Source organism: Nonomuraea fuscirosea (assembly GCF_035917475.1).
Classification (GTDB): domain Bacteria; phylum Actinomycetota; class Actinomycetes; order Streptosporangiales; family Streptosporangiaceae; genus Nonomuraea; species Nonomuraea fuscirosea.
Genome location: NZ_CP109074.1, coordinates 4,824,368 through 4,844,941 on the forward strand (window position 1 = coordinate 4,824,368; position 20,574 = coordinate 4,844,941).

Annotated in this window: 5 protein-coding genes and 1 pseudogene; all 6 read right to left on the reverse strand. The window is 74.4% G+C overall.

Features of this window, described 5'->3' with window-relative positions:
* Positions 1-163: 163 nt before the first annotated feature.
* Positions 164-3,436 (reverse strand): annotated as a pseudogene (locus tag OIE67_RS55520) (beta-ketoacyl synthase N-terminal-like domain-containing protein); the annotation flags it as partial.
* Positions 3,437-3,458: 22 nt separating this feature from the next.
* Positions 3,459-9,680: a type I polyketide synthase gene (locus OIE67_RS22335; protein WP_326643344.1), complete on the reverse strand. Its 6,222-nt coding sequence runs from the start codon at positions 9,678-9,680 to the stop codon at positions 3,459-3,461.
* Positions 9,677-16,066, reverse strand: coding sequence for an SDR family NAD(P)-dependent oxidoreductase (locus OIE67_RS22340; protein WP_326643346.1), 6,390 nt, complete (start codon positions 16,064-16,066; stop codon positions 9,677-9,679). The genes OIE67_RS22335 and OIE67_RS22340 overlap by 4 nt, the downstream gene beginning before the upstream one ends.
* 5 nt (positions 16,067-16,071) lie before the next feature.
* The gene (locus tag OIE67_RS22345; protein ID WP_326643348.1) at positions 16,072-17,334 is read right to left on the reverse strand and encodes an activator-dependent family glycosyltransferase; all 1,263 of its coding nucleotides are present in this window, start codon (positions 17,332-17,334) and stop codon (positions 16,072-16,074) included.
* A 43-nt stretch (positions 17,335-17,377) separates the two neighbouring features.
* Positions 17,378-19,828, reverse strand: a complete 2,451-nt coding sequence (locus OIE67_RS22350; RefSeq protein WP_326643350.1) for an FtsX-like permease family protein — start codon at positions 19,826-19,828, stop codon at positions 17,378-17,380.
* Entirely contained in the window at positions 19,828-20,535 is a 708-nt protein-coding gene (locus tag OIE67_RS22355) for an ABC transporter ATP-binding protein (protein ID WP_326643352.1), read from the reverse strand. The genes OIE67_RS22350 and OIE67_RS22355 overlap by 1 nt, the downstream gene beginning before the upstream one ends.
* Between the last annotated feature and the right edge of the window lie 39 nt (positions 20,536-20,574).

Here is a 20,574-nt window from a genome sequence, read left to right on the forward strand (position 1 = left end):
GTTCGCGCATGGTCGCGGCCAGCCTGGCGCCGAGGCCGGATGCCTCGCCGGTGGGGACGATGACGAGCCAGTGCCCGGTGAGCGGTGTGACCGGCCGGTCCTGGAGGAGGCGCCAGGACGTCCGGTAACGCCATGAGCCGAGCACGTCCGCCTCGCGCCGACGTTGCCGCCAGTCGGTCAGGGCCGGCAGCACCTTGCCGACGATCTCCGGCTCAAGGGCGACCTCGGGATCGCCCCGCTCGGCGGCGGCCCAGAAGTCCGCGTCACCCGGCCCCTCGGCCGCCGTCTGCGGCTTGGCGGGGGTGAGCCAGTAGCGGGTGTGCTGGAACGCATACGTCGGCAGATCCACCAGACGGCCGCCGACCCGCCCGGTGGCGGAGCCGGTGGAGGGGTGGGTGGCGGATCCGCCGGCGAGCCCGCTCGTCGGGCCGTTGGTGGAACCCGTGGGTGGGAGGGTGGTGGGGATGCCGTTGGTGTGGAGGGTGGCGGCGGAGGTCAGGGCGCGGAGGGGGCCGCCTTCGTCGCGGCGCAGGGTGCCGGTGACCACGGCGGTGTCCTGGCCCAGCTCGTGCAGCGTCTCCTGGATGCTGCCCGTGAGCACGGGATGAGGGCTGGACTCGACGAACACGCCGTACCCCTGCCCGGCCAGCGTCGTGACGGCGTCGTGGAAGCGTACGGTCCGGCGCAGGTTCTCGTACCAGTAGGCGGCGTCCAGAGCGGCGCCGTCGCACCACTGGCCCGTCACGGTGGAGAGCATCGGCAGGGTGGTGGCGCGCGGCCGGATGGGGGCGAGCTCGCGCAGCAGTCGTTCGCGCAGCTCCTCCACCTGGGCCGAGTGGGAGGCGTAGTCGACGGGCACATGCCTGGCCCTGACGCCGTCGGCGGTGAGGTCGGCGACGAGCCGGTCCAGCGCCTCGGGCGGGCCGGACACCACGGCCGAGCGGGCGCCGTTCACGACGGCGAGCGAGAGGTCGCCGAGTCTGGAGGACAGCTCCGCCGCGGGCAGGGCGACCGACACCATGCCGCCGCGCCCGGCCAGCACGTCGCGGATGGCCTTGCTGCGCAGCGCCGCCACGCGGGCGCCGTCCTCCAGGGACAGGGCTCCGGCGACGACCGCGGCGGCGATCTCGCCCTGTGAGTGGCCGACGACCGCATCGGGCCGCACGCCGTACGAGCGCCACAGGCCGGCCAGGGCCACCATGACCGCCCACAGCGCGGGCTGCACGATGTCGACCCGGCGCAGCGCCTCCTCATCGCCCAGCACGTCCTCGACCTTGCCCCACTCCACGTACGGCTCCAGCGCCCGCGAGCAGGCCTTGAACCGCTCGGCGAAGGCCGGCGACCGGTCGAGCAGGTCGGCGGCCATGCCGGTCCACTGGGATCCCTGGCCGGGGAAGACGAGCGCGATCTTGCCGCGCGGCTCGGCGACCCCGCGCACACCGGCCTCACCGCCCTCGGCGAGCGTCCGCAGGCCGGCGAGCAGGTCGCTGGGAAGGCTGGTCGGGAGGCCGGTCGCGAGGCCGGTCGAGAGGCCGGTCGCGGGTCCGGTCGCGGGTCCGGTCGCGGGGCCGGTCGCGGGTCCGGTCGCGGGTCCGGTCGCGGGTCCGGTCGCGGGTCCGGTCGCGGGGCCGGTCGCGGGGCCGGTCGCGGGGCCGGTCGCGGGGCCGGTCGCGGGGCCGGGTGGTTCCGGGCCGATGAGGGCGGCGCGGTGCCGGTACGGGGTTCTGATCGCCAGGGTGCGGGCGACGTCGGCGGGAGAGAGTCCGGGGTGCCGATCGAGGTGTTCGGCCAGCCGCCCGGCCTGGTCGCGCAGCGCCTGCTCGGTCTTGCCCGACAACATCCACACGACAGGCCCCGTCATGAGCTCGTCCGCGTCCCCCTCGGCGGGCCCGGCTACGACCCCGCCGAGGTGCCCGGTGGAACGCCCGTCCGTGACCTCGCCGGCGTGCCCGTTCGTGGATCCGGGCGCGGGTCCGGTCACGGATCCAGTCGCGGATCCAGTCGCGGATCCAGTCACGGGTCCGGTAGCGGATCCGGTCGTGGGTCCGTCCTGGGTGGTGGGGACGGGGTGTTCGAGGATGATGTGGGCGTTGGTGCCGCTGACGCCGAACGAGGAGACGCCCGCCCGGCGCGGCCGGTCCAGGCCGGGCCACGGCCGGGCCTCGGTGAGCAGGCGTACGTGCCCCGCCGACCAGTCCACGTGTGACGACGGCGCGCTGACGTGCAGCGTGGGCGGCAGTACCCCGGCGCGCAGCGCGAGGACGGTCTTGATGATCCCGGCGATGCCGGCCGCCGCCTGGGTGTGGCCGATGTTGGACTTGATCGAGCCGAGCCAGAGCGGCCGGTCCTCGGGCCGGTCCTGCCCGTACGTGGCCAGCACCGCGTGCGCCTCGATCGGGTCGCCGAGCGTCGTGCCGGTCCCGTGCGCCTCCACCAGGTCCACGTCGGCGGGGCCGAGCCCGGCGTTGGTCAGGGCGCGACGGATGACCCGCTGCTGGGACACGCCGCTGGGCGCCGACAGGCCGTTGCTGGCGCCGTCCTGGTTGACCGCCGTGCCACTGACCAGCGCCAGCACGGGGTGGCCGTGCCGGCGGGCGTCGGAGAGGCGCTCCAGCAGCACCAGGCCGGCGCCCTCGCCCCAGCCGGTGCCGTCGGCGTCGTCGGAGAACGCCTTGCACAGGCCGTCGGCCGACAGCCCGCGCTGGCGGCTGAACTCGACGAACACGTCCGGCGTGGACATCACGGTCACGCCGCCGGCCAGCGCCATCGTGCTCTCGCCACGGCGCAGCGACTCGCAGGCCAGATGGATCGCCACGAGTGAGGAGGAGCAGGCGGTGTCGACGGTGATGGCCGGGCCCTTGAGCCCGAACACGTACGAGATCCGGCCGGAGATGACCGACGTGGCGTTGCCGGTGAGCAGGTGACCCTCGGCCTCGGCGCCGGCGGCGGCGCCGTACCCGCTGTCGAAGGCGCCGACGAACACGCCGACCTGGCCGCCCTTGAGCGCGGCCATGTCGAGCCCGGCGCGTTCGAACGTCTCGTGCGCCACCTCCAGGAGCATGCGCTGCTGCGGGTCGGCGGCCAGCGCCTCGCGCGGCGAGATGCCGAAGAAGCCGGCGTCGAAGTCGCCCGCGCCGTGCACGAAGCCGCCTTCCCTGGTGTAGCTGGTGCCGGGGGCGCGGCCGTCCGGGTCGTACAGGGCGTCGAGGTGCCAGCCGCGGTCCTCGGGGAACGCGCCGATGGCGTGCCGCCCCTCCGCGACGAGCTGCCACAACCCCTCAGGGTCCTGTACGCCGCCGGGGAAGCGGCAGCTCATCGCCACGATCGCGATGGGCTCGCGGCTCTCCTGCTCGATCTCGCGCAGCCGCTGCCTGGCGCCCTGGAGGTCGGCGGTGACCCGCCTGAGGTAGTCGAGGAGCCGCTGTTCATCCGCCACGTCGTCTCACCTTCCGAGAGGTTCAGAGCCCTTTGTCGATCAGCGCGAGCAGCTCGTCGGCGCTGGCGGTCTCGATGCCGGCGCCGGTTCCCGTGGCGGCGGGCCGTTCGCCGCGCCAGCGGGTGAGCAGTCCGTCGAGCCGGTCCGTGACGATGGATCGGGTCTCCTCGTCGGCGTCGAGCCCGGCCAGCAGGACGGCGACCCGGTCCAGTTCGCGCAGCACCTGCTCGCTCTTGGGCGCGTCGGGCGCCAGCTCGCCCAGCAGGTGTTCGGCCAGGGCGGCGGGGGTCGCGTGGTCGAAGACGAGCGTGGACGGCAGTTGCCGGCCGGTGGCCGCGCTGAGCCCGTTGCGCAGTTCGACGGCGGTCAGCGAGTCGACGCCGAGGTGTTCGAACGTCTGGTCCGCGGCCACCTCCTCGGCCGAGCCGTGCCCGAGCACCACGGCGACCTGGCCGAGCACCAGGTCGTGGACGAGCGTGCGGCGTTCCGCCTCGCCCAGTGCGGCCAGCCGGTCCGCGAGCCCGGCCTGGTCGCGGCGGGCGGCGGCGGCCTTGCGGGTGCGGCGTCCGGGCGGCAGGCCGCGCAGCAGCGGCGGCAGCGCGTCGCCGCGCGCGGCCAGCGCCTTGACGTCGAACGTGGCCGGCACGAGCACGGGCTCGGGCCGGGCGAGTGCGGCGTCGAGGAGGGCGAGCCCGTCCTGGACGGTCAGCGGTACGAGCCCTTCGCGCGCCATCATGGCCAGCTCGTTCTCGGTGAGCCCGTCGAGCATGCCGCCCGCCCACGGCCCCCAGGCCATGGAGCGCACGGGCAGCCCGGCGGCGTGGTGGCGGCGGGCGAACGCGTCGAGGTAGGCGTTGGCCGCGGCGTAGTTGCCCTGGCCGGTGCTGCCCGCCGTGCCGGCCAGGGACGAGAAGAGGACGAAGGCGCGCAGGTCGTGGTCGCGGGTGAGCTCGTAGAGGTGCCGCGCGGCGGTGGCCTTGGGGCGCAGGACGCGGTCGAGGCGGTCGGGGGTGAGCGCGGCGATCACGCCGTCGTCGAGTACGCCCGCGCAGTGCACGACGGCGGTGAGTTCGCGGCCGTCCAGGAGGTCGGCCAGCGCCTCGCGGTCGGCGGCGTCAGCGGCGGCGATCTCGGCGTCGGCGCCCAGCTCCGACAGCTCGGCGAGCAACTTCTGCGCGCCCGGCGCGTCGGGTCCTGAGCGGCTGGTGAGCAGCAGCCGCCGGACGCCGTGCGTACGGGCCAGGTGCCTGGCCACGGCGCCGCCGAGTCCGCCGGTGCCGCCGGTGATCAGGACGGTGCCGTCGGGGTCGAGCGGGGCCGGGACGGTGAGGACGACCTTGCCGATGTGCCGGGCCTGTTGCATGTGCCGGAAGGCGTCCTTGGCCTGCCGGACGTCCCAGCAGGTGCGCGGGTGGTGGTGCAGGCGTCCTTCGGCGAACAGTTCCAGCAGGTGACGGAGCATCTCGCCGATCCTGACCGGTCCGGCTTCGCCGAGGTCGAAGGGGGTGTAGCCGGGGGTGTCTGGGCGGAGGTCGGTTTTGCCCATTTCGATGAAGCGGCCGCCGGGCTTGAGGAGGTTGAGTGAGGCGTCGGTGAAGTCTCCGGCCAGGGAGTTGAGGACGACGTCCATCTTCGGGAAGCGGCCGGCGAACTCCAGGGTGCGGGAGCTGGCCAGATGATCCTCGTCCAGGCCGGTGGCGGGCCACTTGGCCGGGCCGGCGGTGCCGTACACCTCCGCGCCCAGATGACGGGCGATCTGCACCGCCGCCATCCCCACGCCGCCCGCCGCCGCGTGGATCAGCACCTTCTCCCCCGGCTGAAGCCTGGCCAGGTCCACCAGCCCGTAGTACGCGGTCAGGAACGCCACCGGCACCGCCGCCGCCTCCGCGAACGACCACCCCTCGGGCACGGGGGCGAGCTGGCGGTGATCGGTGACCGCCAGCGGGCCGAACGCGCCGCCGTCGAACATGCCCATCACCCGCTCGCCCACGGCCACGCCGGCCACGCCGGGGCCGACCTCGGCGACGACGCCGGCGCCCTCCAGGCCCATGGGGCCGGCCTCTCCCGGGTACATGCCGAGGGCGTTGAGCACGTCGCGGAAGTTGACGCCCGCCGCGCGGACCGCGATCCGTACCTGGCCGTCCACCAGCGGCGCGGCGGCTTCGGGTGCGGGTACGGCGGTGAGGCGCTCGAGGCTGCCCTTGTCCTCGCTGTCCACCCGCCACCCGTCGGCCGGCGGGGTGAGCGCGGCGGGCACGCGGCCGAGCCGGGCCGCCTGCACCTTGCCCTCGCGGACGCGGATCTGCTGCTCTTCTGCGGCGAACGCGGCCAGCAGCGGTTCGGCGTCGAGGTGATCGCCGAGGTCGGCGCTGAGGCCGGCGTCGGGCCCGTCGTGCTCGGCCAGGAGGAACAGGCCGGGGTGCTCGGCCTGGGCCGATCTGACCAGGCCCCAGACGGCGGCGATGTCCGGATCGGCGGTGTCGCCGGTGACGACGGCCAGCCTGGCGCCCTGCGGGCGGTCCGCGGCGATCCAGCTCTGGAGCAGGGCGAGCGCCCGTGGCAGGTCGCCGTCCACTCGGACGAGGAGCGTCTCGTTCTCGGCCGGGTCGGCGGGGATGCCGTCGCCGGCGGCGATCCAGCGGTGCCGCCCGCCGCCGGGCTGGGCGGGGAGCACGGGAACCCATTCGAGGTGGTAGAGGGAGGTGGGACGCCGGGTGAGCTGGTCGGCCGACACTTCGCGCAGGGCCAGTGAGCCGATCGACACCACGGGGTTGCCCGCCTCGTCCGCCGCCTCGATGTTGACGGCGTGAGGGCCGGGGGTGAGGTGGACGAGGAGTCTGGTGGCGCCGGTGGCGTGCAGGGTGACATCGGTCCAGGCGAACGGCAGCTCGACGGCGCCGGTATCGGGGTTGGCGAGGTCGATGGCGTGCAGGGCGGCGTCCAGGAGCGCCGGGTGGATGCCGAAACCGTCTCCGTCCTGGCCGGGCAGGGTGACTTCGGCGTAGACGCTGCCGTCGGAGGCGGTCCACGCTTTCGTCACGCCTCGGAAGGCAGAGCCGTAGGCGACGCCTTGTTCCGCCAGCCGGTCATAGAAGCCGTCCAGGTCGACGGGTGACGCGTCGGGCGGTGGCCAGGACCCGATCGACCTTGCCGGTGCGGCCTCGGTGGTCAGGACTCCGGACGCGTGGCGGGTCCAGACGTCATCGCCCGCGCGGGAATGAATGGTCAGCGAACGGTCGCCGTCCTCGTCCGGTGCCGCCACCGACACGTGCAAGGCCGTGCCCTCGTGCGTGACAGGCAGCGGGGCGTGCAAGGTCAGCTCCCGCAAGGTCGGGCAGCCCGCCTGGACGCCGGCATGCAACGCCAGATCGACGAACGCGGTCCCCGGCAGCAACGCCGTCCCCATGATCGCGTGATCGGCCAGCCACGGATAACTCTTCAGCGACACCTGACCGGTGAGCAGGAGCTCGTCCCGGTCCGGAACGGGGACCAGCGCTCCGGTCAGCGCGTGGCCGCCGGCCACTTGTCCGAGGCCGACGACGTCGCCCGTGCCGGTGGGCTCCGGGGTCAGCCAGTAACGACGGTGCTGGAACGGATAGGTCGGCAGATCAACCCGCCTGGGCCGCAAGGGAGCATAGAAGGCTTCCCAGTCCACCTCCGCACCCCGCGCGAACGCCCGCCCCACCGCAGCCACGAACGCGCGCGCCTGAGAATCATCACGACGGCCCGAAGTCGGAACATAGCCGATCTTGTCGCCCGTGATCTGCGACCCCAGCCCCGACAACACCCGGCCCGGACCCAACTCCAGACACGTCACGACCCCGGCCCGCTCCAACGCCGAGATCCCATCGGCGAACCGGACGGTCTGCCGCACCTGTGCCACCCAGTACCCCGGATCAGCCATCCGCTCCCCGGCCAGAGCCCCGTCCAGGTTGGAGACCACCGCAATACGCGGCGCCTGGAAGGACAACCTCTCAACCACCGCCCGGAACTCATCCAGCATCGGCTCCATCAGCGCCGAATGGAACGCATGACTCACCGGCAACCGACGACACCGCACCCCCTGCCCGGCAAGCCGATCGGCAGCGGCCAGCACATCGGGTTCGCGGCCGGACAACACCAGCGCGGACGGCCCGTTGACCGCCGCGAGCTCCACCCCCGCACCCAGCAGCGGACGCACCACCTCCAGACCAGCCGAAACCTGCACCATCGCACCCCCCGCAGGAAGCGCCTGCATCAACCGGCCCCGCGCCGCCACCAGCGCACACGCATCCCGCAACGACAACACCCCCGCCACATGCGCCGCCGCCACCTCACCGATCGAATGCCCCAGCAACACATCCGCCGTCATGCCCCACGACTCCAGCAGCCGCGCGGAAGCTACTTCCACCGCGAACAACCCGCACTGCGCGAAACGCGTCTGATCCACCCGCGAAGGATCCGACCAGATCACCTCACGCACCAAGCCATCACCAAACCCCGCCAACACCTCCTCGAACACCTCCCGAAACTCCGGAAACACCCCCGCCAGCTCCCGCCCCATCCCCAGCCGCTGACTCCCCTGACCAGCGAACAACCACCCCGTCTTCCCCTCCACCACCGACTCCACCACCAACGGAGCCGACACCAACTCCGCACGATCAGCGGCCACCAGCACCCCGCGCCGTTCCAGCGCGTCCCGGCTGGTCACCAGCGAATAGCCCACGTCGGCAGGTGTCGCGTCGTGCAGCGTCCCGTCCGACAGCGCCGCGCGCAGGTGCTCGGCGACGGCCGCGAGACCGGACTCGCTGCGAGCGGACAGCACCACCGGCACGAGCGCGTCCCCTACCGGCTGCGGCTGCTCAGCAGGCGTCTCGACGGGTGCCTGTTCCAGGATGATGTGGGCGTTGGTGCCGCTGATGCCGAAGGACGACACGCCCGCCCGGCGCGGCCGGTCGAGCTGGGGCCATTCCACGGCGTGTTCGGGCAGCCGGATGTCGCCCCGCGTCCAGTCCACGTGGGTGGTGGGCTCGTCGATGCCCAGCGTCGCGGGGATGACGCCGTGCCGGAGCGCCAGCACCATCTTGATCACACCGGCCACGCCGGCGGCGGCCTGCGTGTGACCGATGTTCGACTTGACCGAGCCGAGCCAGAGCGGCACCTGACGCCCCTGCCCGTACACGCCCAGCAACGCCTGCACCTCGATCGGGTCCCCCAGCATCGTGCCGGTGCCGTGGCCTTCGACCACGTCCACCTCGCTCGCGCTCAGCCGGGCCTTGGCCAGCGCGCCGGTCAGCACGTCCCGCTGCGCCACCTGGGAGGGGGCGGTCAGCCCGTTGGAGGCGCCGTCCTGGTTCACCGCCGAACCGCGAACCACCGCCAGGACCCGATGCCCCAGCTCCCGAGCCCGCGACAACGGCTCGACCAGGACCATGCCCGCGCCCTCTGAGAAGACCGTCCCGTCAGCAGCCTCCGCGAACGCCTTGATCCGCCCATCCCCCGCCAGCCCACGCTGCCGGGAGAACTCCACGAACACCTCAGGCGTCGACAACACCGTCACCCCACCCGCCAACGCCAGCGAGCACTCACCGCGCCGCAACGCCTCGCACGCCAGGTGCAACGCCACCAACGACGACGAGCAGGCCGTGTCGACGGTCACGGCGGGGCCTCGCAGGCCGAACGCGTACGCCAGCCGTCCGGACATGACGGCCGTGGACGCGCCGGTGAGCAGGTGACCCTCGACCCCGGCGGGTGCTGCGCCGAGGCCGTAGCCGCTGGCGGCCGCGCCGATGAAGACGCCCGTGTCGCTGCCGCGCAGCGTGCGGGGCCGGATGCCGGCCCGCTCGAACAGCTCCCACGCGCTCTCCAGCAGCAGCCGCTGCTGCGGGTCGGAGGCGAGCGCCTCGCGCGGGCTCATGCCGAAGAACTCGGCGTCGAAGTCTGCGACGTCCTCGACGAAGCCGCCTCGGGTGACGTACGTGGTTCCGGTGGCGTCGGGGTCGGGGTCGGACAGGCGCTCCAGGTCCCAGCCCCGGTCGGCGGGGAACGGCGTGATGACCGACCGCTCCGACTCCAGCACCCGCCACAGGTCCTCGGGGCCGCGCACGCCGCCGGGCAGGCGGCAGCTCATGGACACGATGGCGATCGGCTCGTGCGCCCTGTCCTCCCAATCGCGCAGCCGGCGGTTGGCGCGGCGCAGGTCGGCGGTCGCGCGCTTGAGGTAGTCGCGGAGCTTGTCGTCGTTGGCCATGCTGTCCTGCCTCATGGTTGGATGCCGAGCTCGTCGTCGAGGATGCCGAACAGCTCCTCGTCGTTGTCCGGGTCGAACTCCTGTACGTCGTCCGCGTCGTCCTCGCGGGAGTCGCTCCACCGGCGCAGCAGGATCCGCAGCCGCGCGATCACGCGGGCGGCGTCGTCGCCGGGCACCGCGGCCAGGGCCGACTCCAGGCGGTCGACCTCGTCCAGTACGTCCTGCGCCGGGTCCGCCGGCGTCTCCGGGGCGAGCTCCGCGAGCAGGCGGGCCGCGAGCAGGCGCGGTGTGGGGTGGTCGAAGACCAGGGTGGACGGCAACCGCAGCCCGGTGGCGGCGTTGAGCCGGTTGCGCAGGTCCACGCCGGTGAGCGAGTCGAACCCGATCTCGTTGAACGCCCGGTCCGGCCGCACCGCGTCGGGGCCCGCGTGCCCGAGCACTCCGGCGGCCTGCTCGCACACGAGCCGGATGAGGTCCGCCTCGCTCATCGCGGTGAGGTCGCGTACGGCGGAGGAGGCGGTGGCGGCGCGGGTGGCGCGGGCGGTGACGAGGCCCGCGAGCAGGGTGGGCAGCGGGCCGGGCCCTGAACGGTAGGCGGCCAGGTCGAGCGGGGTGGCCACGAGGAACGGCTCGGCCACGTGCCAGGCGGCGTCGAACAGGGCGAGTGCCTTGTCGGTGGTGAGCGTGCCGAGACCGGAGCGGCCGATGCGGTCGATCTCGAGCTCTCCCAGGTGGGCGGTCATGCCGCTGCGCTCCTCCCACAGTCCCCAGGCGAGGGACTGCGCGGGCAGGCCGCGGGCGTGGCGGTGGGCGGCGAGGGCGTCCAGTGCCGCGTTGGCGGCCGAGTAGGCGGCCTGGCCCGCTGGGGAGAGGAGGGAGGCGGCTGAGGAGTAGAGGATGAAGGCGTCCACGTCGCCGGCCAGCTCGTGCAGGTTCCAGGCGGCGACGGCCTTCGAGGCCAGCACCTTGTGCAAGCGTTCCGGGGTCAGGGACTCGATCACACCGTCGTCCAGCGCGCCCGCACAGTGCACCACCGCCGACCACGAACGGCCCCGCATCACCTCTGCCAGCGCCCGGCGGTCGGCCACGTCACAGGCCACGATCTCCACCTCGGCACCCAGCCCGGCCAGCTCGGCGCGAAGCTCCCGCGCACCTGCGGCCTCCTCACCCTGGCGGCTCACCAGCACGAGATGCCGCATTCCGTACGCCGAGATCAGGTGCCGGGCCACCAGGCCGCCGAGCGTTCCCGTCCCGCCTGTCACCAGGACCGGGCGCCCCGGATCCAGCACCGGCGGCATCCGCAACACGATCTTGCCCACATGCCCCGCCCGCTGCATCAGCCGGAACGCCTCCGGGGCCCGCCGGACATCCCACACCCGCACCGGCAACCGCTCCATCGCCCCGTCCCGGAACAGCGCCAGGACCTCGGCGAGGATGGCCTGGAGGCGGTCGGGGGGCACGGTGATCAGGTCGAAGGCGGTGTAGCCGGGGGTGTCTGGGCGGAGGTCGGTTTTGCCCATTTCGATGAAGCGGCCGCCGGGTTTGAGGAGGGTGAGTGAGGCGTCGGTGAAGTCTCCGGCCAGGGAGTTGAGGACGACGTCCATCTTCGGGAAGCGGCCGGCGAACTCCAGGGTGCGGGAGCTGGCCAGGTGGTCGCCGTCCAGGCCGGTGGCGGGCCACTTGGCCGGGCCGGCGGTGCCGTACACCTCCGCGCCCAGATGACGGGCGATCTGCACCGCCGCCATCCCCACGCCGCCCGCCGCCGCGTGGATCAGCACCTTCTCCCCCGGCCGGAGATCGGCCAGGTCCACCAGCCCGTACCAGGCCGTGGCGAAGACGCCTGCGACGGAGGCCGCGTCCACGTAGGACCAGCCGTCGGGGATCGGTGCGAGCAGGCGGTGGTCGGTGATGACGGAGGGGCCGAACGCGCCGTCCATCAGACCGAGGACCCGATCGCCCACGGCCAGGCCCGTCACGCCAGGACCCACCTCGCTCACCACCCCGGAGCCCTCGCCGCCCATCGGCGTGCCGCGTTCCGGCACCATGCCGAGGGCCACGACGAGGTCGCGGAAGTTCAGTCCTGCGGCCTGGACGGCGACGCGGACCTCGCCCTCCTCCAGCGGCCGGTCCTGGACGGGCACCAGGGCGAGGGTGTCCAGGGTGCCGGGCTCGGGGGCGTCGAGGCGCCAGTTACCGGCGGGCGGCAGCAGGGCGCGGGTGGTGGCGGCGCGGGCCAGCCGGGGCAGCACGACCGCGCCGTTCCGTACGGCGACCTCCGGCTCCTCCTCCAGAGCGGCCAGCACGGCGGCGGCCGGCACGTCACCTCCGGCGGGGTCGAGGTCCAGGAGGGCGAAGCGGCCTGGGTGCTCGGCCTGCGCGCCGCGTACCAGGCCGTGAACGGCCGCGGCCGCTGGGTCCTCGTCCGCGCCGGTGGTGACCAGCACCAGCAGACCGGGGGCGTCGCCGGCCAGCCTGGCCGCGACGGCGTCGAGCGCGGCACGGGCCGCCGCCGACACGTCCCGCTCGGAGGGCAGCGCTAGGAGCTCGACCTCCGCGCTACCGCCGGCATCCGCCGTCACCGGCTGGGGGACGTGCGTGCCGAGCCCCGCTGCGGACAGGAGGGCTGCCGTAGGGGCGTAGCCGGTGATCCTGGTGCGGCGGGGGCGGTGGCCTTGGTGGGGGGACGGGATCCAGTCCAGGCGGTAGAGGTGGTCCAGGTTCGGGCCGTCCGCGGGGCGGGAGACGAGTGAGTCCACCGAGGCCACGGGGCGCCCGTCGGCGTCGGCCAGCCGCACGTGCAGCTCGCCGGACGCGGACCTGGACAGCCGTACCCGCAGCCGGGTGGTCTCCGTCGGCTGGAGGCGTACGCCCGACCAGGAGAAGGGCAGGCCGGGAGTGCCGGACAGCAGCAGCGCCTCCACGTGCAGGGCGGCGTCGAGCAGCGCGGGGTGCAGACCGTAGCCCGCCGCGCCCGCGCCGTCGGGCAGGGCGACCTCCGCGTACGCGGCGCCGTCCAGCAGCCAGGCCGCGATGACGCCCTGGAAGTGAGGACCGTACTCCAGGCCGTGCCCGGCGAGCCCTTCGTAGAAGCCCGCCAGATCCACCGCCTCCGCACCCGGCGGAGGCCAGACCGCGAGGTCGGGCCCCGCGTCGAACCCGGCGATGTCCCCACCTGAGGACCCGGCGGCAGGCGCGGTGGTGGGCTCGGCGGTGGGTGCGGTGGTGAAGGGGGCGGGGGGCTCGTGGGGGGTCAGGGTGCCGGTGGCGTGGCAGGTCCAGGGGGTCTCGGCGGTGGCGTCGTCGTGGCGGGCGTACACGGCGATGGTGCGGGTGGCGTCGTCCGTGGGCGCGCCGAGCACGACCTGGAGGTTCACGGCGGCCTCGGCAGGAAGCGTCAGCGGCGCACGGAGGGTCAGCTCCTCGACGCGGCCGTGACCGGTACGCCCGCCGGCGTACGCGGCCAGCTCCACGTACGCGGTGCCGGGCAGGACGACGCGGCCGGACACGGCGTGGTCGGCCAGCCAGGGGTGCGACGACAGCGACAGGCGGCCGGTCAGGATCAGGTCGCCGGTCCCGGCCACCTGCACGGCGGCGCCGAGCAGCGGGTGGCCGGCCTCGGTCAGGCCCGCCGACTCCACGTTCGGCCGGTCCTCGCCGTCGAGCCAGTAGTGCTCTCGCTGGAACGCGTACGTGGGCAGCGGCGCCGACGGGCCCTCCCCGAGCAGCGGGGACCAGTCCACGGCGGCCCCGTGCACCTGCGCCTCCGCCGCCGACAGCGCGAACTTGGCCAGGGTGCCCTCGTCGCGGCGCAGCGTGCCGAGGACGGTGGCGCCCTCCGCGCTCCCCTCGACCGCGTACGTGAGGACGGGGTGCGCGGTGACCTCCACGAACAGGCCGTGCCCCGTGCCGGCCAGGTGCTCGACGGCCTGCCTGAACAGCACCGGGGAGCGCAGGTTGGTGTACCAGTAGGTCGCGTCGAGGCGGCGGGTGTCGATCGGCTCGCCGGTGACGGTCGAGCAGAACGGGGTGGGCGCCGTTCGCGGGCTCAGGCCGGACAGGAGGTCTGCCAGCCGGTCGCGCAGCGGTTCGACGAGGGGGCAGTGGGAGGCGTAGTCGAGCGGCTGGATCCGGTTGGTGCGGACGTTCTGGGCCTTGAGCCGGTCCTGGAGCTCGTCGAGCGCCCCGGGTTCGCCGGTGACGACGACGGCGCCGGGTGCGTTGACGGCGCCGATCCAGACGCGGCCGGCCCAGGGTTCGAGCTGCTCGGCTGCCTCTGTCTCCGGGAGGCTGACGGCCATCATGCCGCCGGTCCCGGCCAGGAGCTCGGTGATCAGGCGGCTGCGCAGGGCCACGACCTTGGCGCCGTCCTCCAGGGAGAGGGCTCCAGAGACGACGGCGGCGGCGATCTCACCCTGCGAGTGGCCGACCACGGCATCGGGTTCGACGCCGTACGAGCGCCACAGCTCGGCCAGCGCGACCATGATCGCCCAGGAGGCCGGCTGGACGACGTCCATGCTGACCGGGGCGGGCGCGCCCGGGTCGCCGCGTAGCAGGTCGGTGAGCTTCCACCCGACGTAGGGGGCGAGCGCGGCCTCGCACTCCTGGACGCGGGCGGCGAAGGCGGGCGCGGTGTCCAGCAGCTCGCGCAGCCCGCCGGGGGTCACGGACGTCTGCCCGGGGAAGGCGAAGACGACCCGCGGATCGATGGCGGCGACGCCGACCGCGGCACTGGGCGCGGTGCCGGGGTCGGCGGTGGCGACGGCTCTCAGGCCGGTCAGCAGTTCGGCTCGATCGTGGCCGATCACGACGGCGCGCTGTTCGAACCGGGTCCTGGCGCCGGCCAGCGTCCGCGCCACCGCGTCGGGTGGCAGGTCGGGCACGGCTTCCAGGTGGTCGGCGAGCTTGGCGGCCTGCGCGGCGAGCGCCTGGGGTGTGCGCCCGGACACCGGCCAGGCCAGCACCGTCTGCTCCCGGACGGCCGCCTCCCGAGCACCGCCGTCCGCGGGGGTCGGGTCGGCGGGTTCCGGGGGCGGGGGTTCTTCCAGGATGATGTGGGCGTTGGTGCCGCTGACGCCGAAGGCTGAGACGCCGGCGCGGCGGATCCGGCCGGGTGCGGCGGGCCACGGTTCGTTCGCGGTGGCCAGTACGACCCCGCCGCCGGACCAGTCGACCTCGGGTGTCGGCTCGCTGACGTGCAGAGTCCTGGGCAGGGTGCCGTGCCGCAGGGCGAGCAGCATCTTCATCACGCCCGCCACCCCGGCCGCCGCCTGCGTGTGCCCGAGGTTCGACTTGATCGAGCCGAGCCGCAGCGGCGCGCCCCCGTCCCGAGCGGAGCCGTACACGGCTGTGAGGGCCTGGGCCTCGATGGGGTCGCCGAGCGTGGTGCCGGTGCCGTGCGCCTCCACAGCGTCGATGTCGGCGGGGGTGAGCCCGGCGTCGGCCAGCGCCTGGCGGATGACCTTCTGCTGGGCGGGCCCGTTCGGCGCGGTGAGGCCGCTGCTGGCGCCGTCCTGGTTGGCGGCGCTGCCGCGGATGACGCCGAGGATGCGGCGGCCGTTGCGGCGGGCGTCGGAGAGCTTCTCCAGCAGCAGCATGCCGGCGCCCTCGGCCCAGCCGGTGCCGTCGGCGTCGGCGGAGAACGTCTTGCAGCGGCCGTCCGGCGACAGGCCGCGCTGCCTGCTGAACTCGACGAACGTGGCGGGCGTGGACATGACGGTGACGCCGCCGGCCAGGGCGAGGGCGCACTCGCCGCGGCGCAGCGCCTGCACGCCGAGATGCAGGGCCACCAGGGAGGAGGAGCAGGCGGTGTCCACGGTGATCGCCGGGCCTTCGAGGCCCATGACGTACGCGACGCGGCCGGTGGCGACGGCCCCGTCGCTGCCGTTGCTGAGGTAGCCGGCGACGTCCTCCCTGGCGGAGACGCGGGTGCCGTAGTCGTGGTAGATGACGCCCGCGTACACGCCGGTGGCGCTGCCCCTGGCGGCGGCGGGGTCGATGCCGGCGGCCTCGAACGCCTCCCACGACGTCTCCAGGAGCAGCCGCTGCTGCGGGTCCATGGCGACGGCCTCGCGCGGGCTGATGCCGAAGAACGCGGCGTCGAACCAGGCGGCGTCGTGCAGGAAGCCGCCGTGTCGGGTGTAGCTCCTGCCGGGGGCGTCCGGGTCGGGGTCGTACAGGTTCGCGGTGTCCCAGCCGCGGTCGGAGGGGAAGCCGGTGACGGCGTCCGTGCCCGACTCCAGCAGCCGCCACAGTGCCTCGGGGGTGTCGGCCCCGCCGGGGAAGCGGCAGGCCATGCCGACGACGGCGATGGGTTCTGCGTACTCGTCGAGCCGTCGGCGGGCCTCGCGCAGGTCGGTGGTCGCGCGGCGGAGGTAGTCGAGGAGCTTGGCCTCGTTTTCCATGGACGTCACCTCTGGTGGCGGGCGACCAGGTCCTCAAGGTCGCGGACGAGGTCGGCGGGGGACGGCGCGGTCGCGGCGTCGTCGCGGAGCGCGGCGGCGCGATCGGCGTAGGAGGGCTCGTCGAGCAGGCGCAGCAGGCCCGCGCGCAGCCTCTCGGGGGTGAGCTCGGCGGGCTGGACGCTCACGCAGGCGCCCTGGCGGGCCAGGGCGAGGGCGAGGCCGCGCTCGTCGTACAGGGCGGCGGGGACGATGAGCTGCGGCACGCCGGCGGCCAGCGCGGTGCAGGTGGTGCCGGTGCCGCCGTGGTGCACGATCGCGGCGCACGTCGCCAGCAGCGGCTGCAGGGGGACGAATCCGGCCAGCCTGACGTTGTCGGGGGCCTTGCGCCCGTCGGGCAGGCCGCCGGGCTCGATGGTGGCGACCACCTCGACGTCGAGGTCGGCGACCGCGTCGAACAGGTCGGCCACCCCGATGCTGCCCTGGCCGCCCCACATCTCGCCGCCGCTGACGCCGAGGGTGAAGCAGACCCGGCGCCGCCGCGGCGGCGGCACGAGCCAGGGCGGGATGACGGCGGGGCCGTTGTGCGGGACGTAGCGGGCCGGCAGGTACGCGGGCCCGCGCTCCAGGGGGAAGCGCGACCAGCCCGGCAGGCTGTCGATGGTGGCCTGGCCGAGGACGACGTCCTCGTGGTAGCCGGCCCCGTACCGGGCGAGCTTGGCCGTCAGCCAGTCGGCCACGGGGTCCTCGTCGCGGTCGCCGCGCAGCCGCAGGAACAGGTCGCGCATCCGCGCCCAGTGGTCGCGGCCGAACGTGGTCCTGACGTGGGCGGCGCCGCAGGCGCGGGCGGCCACCGCGCCGGGGAACGTGATGGAGTCCCAGATGACCAGGTCGGGCCGCCAGGCGCGGCAGAAGGCGACGAGGTCGTCGTACATGCTCTCGTCGGTGATGAGGTCGAAGGCGAGGGGCGAGGCCCAGGCGGCCAGGCAGTCGCGGACGTACGCGTAGGTGAGGATTTCCGGGCGTTCCTCGGCCAGGTCGTATCCGGAGCCGTAAATGTGTTCCTCGGGCGGCATCATGGCGAGCCGCTCCGCCACCGCGGACATTTTCCCGACCGACACCCCGGTGATTCCGGTCTCGCGAATTGCGCCGGCGATGTCAGGCTGACCGGCGAGCACGACGTCGTGCCCGGCCGATTTCAACGCCCACGCAATGGGGACCATCAGATTCAGATGGGCGGTCGCCGCGTGCTGGGTGAGCAGGACCCGCATTTACCATTCCTCCAGGCCGCATTTCCGTTCACCCGGAAATTACCTAGCCGCGGCCCGGCCTCCGACCCCTAAGCCACCCCTCTCGTCCCCCTGTGCACCAGGCGTGATAGAGGGTGGCCACCAGCGCGGACACGGTGCCGGAGGCCACGACGGCCAGGTAGAACCAGGCAGAGCCGGAGGGCAGGGGCAGGCCGCTGACCACGACCGAGTAGGGGATCAGCACGGGGACGACCCCGACGGTCCCCAGCACGACCCCGATCGCGGCCACCAGCAGAGCCTCGACGCCGAGCATGCGCATCACCTGGGCGCGGGTGGCGCCGCCGGCCCGGTGCACCCCGAACTCCCTGCCGCGCCGGGCGGCGGCGCTGCCCTGCGCGGCGGCGACGGCGATGGCGGTGAACACCATGATCACAGCGGTGATCAGGTAGTCGACCCAGCCGCGCAGCAGGTGCTCGGCCGAGTCGGCGGTGCCCGCCGGATGCAGCCCGCTCTCCTCGGCGGCCCGGCGCGCGTCCACGCCGGGGCCGCCGCGGATCAGGACGCGGGCCGGCAGCGTGGCCGTGGTGTGCGGAGCGAGCAGCGCGGCGGGCAGGAGCAGGAACTCCGCGCCGGGCTCCAGGGCCAGCAGGGCCACCACTCGGACGCGTACGGGGGTGCCGTCGCCGAGCCACACGGTGATCGTGTCGCCGAGCGCCGCGCCGGCGCGGCGCGCCTCCTCCTCCCCCAGGGCGACGCCGTGCGCGCCGAGCTCGGCCGGCGATCCGGCCGACACGGGGAACGCGGTCAGGCCGGACGGGTTCGTGACGCCGTGCGCGGGCCGGCCCGCTTCGCTCCGCCCGCCGTCGCCGGCCAGGTAGGCGGTGCTGGTGACGAGCCCGCCGGCGCTCACGCCCGGCAGGTTCGCGATCCGGGCGAGCGCGGCGGGCGCGATGCCGCCGGTGGCGGTCTCCATGACGGCGTCGGCCCGCAGGTGCTCGTCGAAGGCGCGGGTGGCGGCGTCGGTCTCACCGGCCTGGAGGAAGATGTTGGTGGTGGCCAGGCAGGTGGCCAGCATGATCGGCAGTGAGGCCCGCCCGGCCCGGCCGCCGCGCAGGTTGAGCAGGGCGAGGTCGCCGGTCCTGGCGGAGAGCGCGCGTACGGGGCCGGCCAGCGCTCTGCCGATCACGCCGGTCAGCCGGCCCAGGGTCAGCGCGCCGGCCAGCGCCAGCACGGCCACGGCCAGGCCCGCGACGCCGGCGTGCGGGGCGCGGACGAGCAGGGCGACGACGACGCTCAGCGCGCCCGCTCCGGCCAGGCAGATCTTGGCCATCGGGGACCAGCGTCGGGCCGCGTCCTCGCTCCGCCTGGCCCGGCCGGCGCGGTGGGCCGGGATGCAGGCGCCGATCAGGCCGCCGGCCAGGCAGGACAGGGCGGCGGCGCCCAGCGCGAGCGGCGCCGGGTCGAAGACGAGCTGGGCGGGCACCGCGCCGACGGCGGCCATCCGTTCGAACAGCCAGTACGCCAGGTGCGGCCCGGCGAGCGAGCCGGCCAGCGTGGCTGCGGCGGACAGGACGGCGATCTCGCCGAGCATCATGAGCCGGACGCGGGCACGCGGCACCCCCATGGCGCGCATGGCCAGCAGTTCGGGGCGGCGGCGCGCGGCCATCGAGCCGACCACCCCGGCGACGACCGGCGTCATGGCGAGCAGGGTCATGGCGCCGATCGCGGCGGCGACCACGGCCAGGTCGCCGGCGCGCTCGCGGCCTCTGGGGAACTCGGCCAGGCCGCGCTCGTCGCCCGTCAGCGTGACGGCGCGGGTGCCGCGCAGCGCCGCGGCGATCCGGCGTTCGAGGTCGGCGACCCGCACGCCGGGCGCGGGCAGCACGGCGAGGGCGTCGGCGGTGCCGGGGTGGCCGGCCAGGCGGCGGGCGTCGGCGGCGGAGAAGAAGATCGCGGGGCGTGCGGCGGGCCGGCCGGAGTGGGACGTGGCCAGGCCGGTCACGGTGTAGCGCTCGGTGACGCCGTGCACCTCGACCTGGGCCTGTCCGCCGGGCGCGAGGCCGGCGCGCGCGGCGAGGCCGGCGTCGAGCACGATCTGGCCGGGGCCGGTGGGGGCGGCGCCGCTCTTCAGCGGGTACGGGACCAGCCCGGCCCCGGCCCAGTCGTGCCCGGTGGCGGCGGCGCCGGCCAGCTCGGCCGGGAAGGCGAGGTCCTCGATGACCGTGGCCACGCCCCGTACGCCGCGCAGGGTGTCCGCAACGGAGACGGGCAGGCGGACCTTCTCCGGCAGCCACACGGGGTCGTCGCGGTCGGCTCCCGGCGGGACGAACGACTGGTCGCCGAGCACCACGACGGGCGCGCCGGCCAGCCGGTGCGGCGGCACGGCGGCCCGCGCGCCGGAGGCGGCGAGCGCGGCGCAGGCCGACACGACGACCGCGGCCACCGCCATCGCGACGAACGCGGAGGCGAAGGCGTTCCTGCGGTGGCGGAGGTTGCGCAGGATCAGCAGCCACATCAGAACGGGTCTCTCGCTTCCCAAACCGCCAGGTGGACGGCTCGTTCCAGGGCCGCCTTGCCCTCGGGGAAGCTCATCTCCCGCTCCACCCGGCCGGATCTCAGCAGCACGGCGCGGTCGGCGTAGGCGGCGGCCATGGGGTCGTGGCTGGCCAGCACGACGTTGCCGGCGTGGTCGTGCACGTATGAGGCCAGCAGGCCGAGCAGTTCGCCCGCACTGCGCGGGTCGAGTCCGCGGGCCGGGTCGTCGGCCAGGATCACCGCCGGGCTGGTGATCATGGCGCGGGCGACGGCGACCATCTGCTGCCGGCCGCGGCCCAGGTCGGCGGGCATGCTGTCGAGGTGCTCCGACAGGCCGGCCCGCCGGATGAGGCCGATGACCAGCGACGGGGGGGCCGACCTCCTGGCCAGGCGGAGCGGCAGCGTCAGGTTCTCGGCGACGGTCAGCGAGGGCAGCAGGTTGCGGGAGGAGAACACGTACGAGACGCGCTCGCGCCGCAGCACGTCGAGCGCGGCCTCGTCGAGGGAGGTGAGGTTCTCGCCCGCGACGGCCACGGTGCCGGAGGTGGGCCGGTCGAGGCCGGCCGCGCACCTCAGCAGCGTGGTCTTGCCCGCCCCGGGCGGCCCGAGGATCACGGTGAAATTATTTTTCAGGCAGCGCAGCGTTACGCCGTCGAGGGCTTTCTTCGGGCCGTAGTTCTTGGTCACCGATTCGAGTCGGACGATAGCCTCCCCATCGTTACGCAT